The organism is Pedobacter sp. (assembly GCF_045628745.1).
Taxonomy (GTDB): Bacteria; Bacteroidota; Bacteroidia; order Sphingobacteriales; family Sphingobacteriaceae; genus Pedobacter.
Map to the genome: position 1 here is coordinate 1 of NZ_JAZQPU010000229.1, position 4190 is coordinate 4190.

Consider the following 4190-nt stretch of genomic DNA (forward strand, 5'->3'; position numbering starts at 1 on the left):
GTGTGCTTGTTTATCGTCTTTCTTTTTAGTCATGTTAAAATTCTTATTTAAGCAAATATATAAACATTAAAGTTCTAAGTCCATAATGACAAAGTCATACCCATTTTTAAAATAGCGCTCATTTGTTTCCCTGAAGCCAAATTGCGCATAAAATGGGGCAACATTGACACGAGCGTTGCACCAAAGTTGGTGAGCGCCATGTTCTTTGACATAACTGATGATGTGTTGCAGTAAAAGTTTTCCGTATCCTTTTCTCTGTGCTTCGGGGAGGGTGGCAAATTTTCTGAACTGACAGACATCGCCTTCTTCAAAAATAGAGATCACAGTAGTCAGCTGATCGTCGGCATATAGGCCGAAATGAATCCCCTCTAAATCATTATCTAATTTTACAGTGCTCAAGGGCAGATCAGGATACATGGCTTCCTGTCTGATTCGCCAGGTTAGTGCCGGATGAATTTGCTCAATTTGAATACTTACCATTTAGATGTTGAATTTTTTACCGTAAAATCTATAGATACAGATGTTCACCAATATTACGACAGCAGCACCTAAACAATACAAAGGCCATTTTCCCATGTCCCATAACCATAAACCTATGGCAGACCCCGATGCGGCACCCACAAAACTTACCGACATGAATATGGTATTTAAGCGGTTACGAGCCTCAGGAATCAAGGCATAAATACGCGTTTGGTTAGTAACATGAATGGCCTGCTGACCAATATCTATTAACACGATGCCGATGACGAATAGGAATAGATGACTGCCAGTGAAGAAAAAGGCTGCCATACTGATTATTTGCAGCACTAAACCATAGAGGATATTTTTGCGGGGATCCTTATTGTCACTTAACCTGCCCACCAATGGTGCTGCCAGCGCTCCTGCGGCACCGGCTATGCCGAATAAGCCGATTTGTAAGGACTGGAAGTTAAAAGGCGGATTAGCGAGGAAAAGCACCATGGTAGTCCAAAATGAACTTAGTACAGCAAAAGCCAGGAAATTAATCAGCGAAGTTTCCCTTAATACAGGTTCAGTTTTAATATAACCGAACATGGAGCTCATCAGTTTTTTATAAGTACCTGTAAAGGAAGGCCGGCTTTGTGGGAAGCGTTTAAACATCAAAAACAGCAAGAGGAAGCAAATACCTGCAGCAATCAAAAACATCGTTCTCCAGCCCCAATAATAGCCAACCATGCCACTTAAAGCCCTGGAGCCTAAAATACCAATCAATAAACCACTCATGATGACACCCACGGTATGACCACGGTTTTCTGCAGAACTTAAATTCGCCGCCATGGGTAAAATAAGCTGGGGCACAATAGAGCTGGCTCCAATAAGCACACTGGCAATTTCCAACACTAAAAAATTAGGCGCAAAGGCAGCCAGCAGCAGCGATAGAACAGAGAGGCTGGTGGTCAATAAAATTTGCTTTTTACGTTCAAACATGTCACCCAAAGGAACCAACAAGAATAAACCTAAAGCATAACCGGCCTGCGTAAGGTAAGTCATCCTGCCAGCATAACTTTCAGATAGGTTGAAATCCTTAGCGATAAGAATAATTAACGGTTGACAATAGTATATATTGGCTACGATGAGTCCTGTACAGAAGGACATCAGTAGCACGTCGCCACGACTTAATTTCATTTATAAAGGGATGTTTCCGTGTTTTTTACGTGGATTTTTAACAGCTTTATTTTCAAGCATCTTAAAGGCCTTGATTAATTTTACCCTGGTTTGATCTGGGGCTAACACCTCATCCACAAAGCCACGTTCTGCAGCACGGTAAGGGTTGGCGAAAATCTCAGAATAAAGTTTCTCTTTCTCCAGCCATTTCTCTTCAGGGTTTTCGGCAGTTTTAATTTCTCTTTTAAAAATAATCTCAGCAGCACCTTTAGCACCCATCACAGCGATTTCAGCACTTGGCCAGGCAAAGTTTAAATCAGCACCAATATGTTTAGAGTTCATCACATCATAGGCGCCACCATAAGCTTTACGGGTAATGACTGTAATTCGGGGCACTGTAGCCTCACTGAAAGCATATAATAATTTAGCACCATTGGCAATGATGCCATTCCATTCCTGGTCGGTGCCGGGCAAGAAGCCTGGAACATCTTCAAATACCAACAGGGGGATATTGAAACAATCACAAAAGCGCACAAAACGGGCTGCTTTTACAGAAGCATTGATATCTAAAACCCCGGCAAGGTAAGCCGGCTGGTTGGCCACAATACCTATGCTTCTACCCGCCAGACGGGCAAAACCAACAACCATATTTTCAGCATAATCTTTATGCACTTCTAAAAAGCTATTGCTGTCTGCCACTTCAGTAATCACCGCCCTGATGTCATAAGGCTGGTTGGCATTTTGAGGCAAGATGCTGTTCAAGGCAGGTCTGCTTTCATCACCTATTGTATAAGGTAACAATGCAGGCTGCTCTTCACAGTTCTGTGGCATGTAACTGAGTAATAATTTAATATGGTTAATGGCATCAATTTCATTAGGGCAGGCAAAATGAGTAACCCCAGATTTAGTGGCATGTGTAGTAGCACCACCTAATTCTTCAGAAGTGACCACCTCATGTGTTACCGTTTTAACCACATTAGGGCCAGTCACAAACATATAGGAAGTGTTTTCCACCATTAAAATAAAGTCGGTGATGGCAGGGGAGTAAACCGCACCACCAGCACAAGGACCCATAATAGCAGAAAGTTGAGGTATAACACCCGATGCCTGTACATTTTTATAAAAAATATCGGCATAACCACCTAAGGAAACCACGCCCTCCTGAATTCTTGCGCCACCACTGTCGTTTAAACCTATCACAGGTGCACCATTTTTCATGGCCATGTCCATAATTTTACATATCTTTTCTGCATGGGTTTCAGAAAGAGAACCACCGAAGATGGTGAAATCCTGAGAAAAGACATACACCAGGCGGCCATTGATGTTTCCATATCCTGTAACTACCCCATCACCTGGGTAGCGTTCTTTTTCCATTCCAAAATCAGTACTTCTGTGTGTTACAAACATGCCGATTTCCTCAAAAGAGCCTTCATCTAATAAAAAATGAAGCCTTTCGCGAGCCGTTAATTTGCCTTTTTTATGCTGACTAGCAATACGGGTTTCCCCGCCGCCGGCATGAGCTTGTTTTATTTTTTCCTGAAGTAACGCTAATTTTTGCTCCATTAAGCTTGTCAATTTTTATAAAAGTAATAAATTACCATCGATATTGTAGCCGTGCCGTAAAGACATTATCTTTAAGATCTGCTGGATAATCGGGCAGGCTTGTGTCATCGTTAAACACATGTTCATTGAACAGGGTAAACTTTATTCTTGGATGGGGCACATAATTAATACCGTAACCCAGCGTAGAGAACTTAATGTCGCCAGCCGTGGTATTATTGTTGTTCCCAATTTCATCCTCCTCAATATTGGTATTGGGGTCGTAAACATCATAACTCAAAAGGGCAGAAAACTTAGATTTGAATATCCGCTGTGTTAACCATAAATAATAACCTGAAAAGGAGCGAAGGTATAAATCTGTAGCGGGCTGTTCAGCAAAACTTTGACTGGCATCTGGGCCACTGATGTCAGCTGATGCTGCTACCCCAGGTTGTGTTCCGCCAACGTATTCTGCTTTAAAAATCGTTCTGCCAAAAGCATTGTCATAATCCAGTTGTAGGTTGGCACCAAAATATTGTCGCTTCGCGTGGTAACCTTCAAAATTCGGACTGGTGTTTTTAGTGAAGCCATTGCCATTATCGGTATAATAACTTTCTGTATCATTGCGTACAGAGCCCGTGTATACTGAGCCGCCAAAACCAAGGTTCAGCTTTTTATTGGCCAGGCTGTCGAATTTGAAACTCAGGTTACCAATAATGTCTTTTTTAGAGTCATAGTCTCTGGCAGAAAAGCCACTGCCATTAACGACGGCAACTTCAGCCGTTATAAATTTAAAAGCATTTTCTGGCGTGAAGGCTAACATGGCACCGATGTCTCTTTCGCGGGATAGTACTGTTTGGAAGACACGTGCACGTTCCGGAACATCGCGGTAGCCAGAAGAAAAGGCAAGGGAGTGTCCAAAGGGACGGTTAAATAAACCAGCCCTTAACGAAAGGGCTTTATAATTTGGCTCATGGATTTGGATATAAGCATCCATCAGTTGTAGCCCGTTTTCTGTGGCATCAATC

4 protein-coding genes are annotated in these 4190 nt (G+C 42.3%); all 4 read right to left on the reverse strand.

Translation table 11 applies throughout. The annotated features are described in order from the left end of the window. Positions 1 to 66: 66 nt before the first annotated feature. Complete coding sequence (locus ACR2F7_RS08735) at positions 67 to 480, reverse strand: GNAT family N-acetyltransferase (protein WP_432713195.1); 414 nt, start codon at positions 478 to 480, stop codon at positions 67 to 69. Beyond that, a complete protein-coding gene (locus ACR2F7_RS08740; RefSeq protein WP_432713196.1) occupies positions 481 to 1644 on the reverse strand; it encodes an MFS transporter in 1164 nt (387 codons plus the stop codon). Then, entirely contained in the window at positions 1645 to 3186 is a 1542-nt protein-coding gene (locus tag ACR2F7_RS08745; protein ID WP_432713197.1) for an acyl-CoA carboxylase subunit beta, read from the reverse strand. A 31-nt stretch (positions 3187 to 3217) separates the two neighbouring features. After that, positions 3218 to 4190: porin (locus ACR2F7_RS08750; RefSeq protein WP_432713198.1), on the reverse strand; the 973-nt coding region annotated here is incomplete at its 5' end.

Excerpts from the sequence above, each read along its gene's own strand:
- ACR2F7_RS08735 (WP_432713195.1), bottom strand. The coding sequence starts at position 480 with ATGGTAAGTATTCAAATTGAGCAAATTCATCCGGCACTAACCTGGCGA.
- ACR2F7_RS08740 (WP_432713196.1), bottom strand. The coding sequence starts at position 1,644 with ATGAAATTAAGTCGTGGCGACGTGCTACTGATGTCCTTCTGTACAGGA.
- ACR2F7_RS08745 (WP_432713197.1), bottom strand. The coding sequence starts at position 3,186 with ATGGAGCAAAAATTAGCGTTACTTCAGGAAAAAATAAAACAAGCTCAT.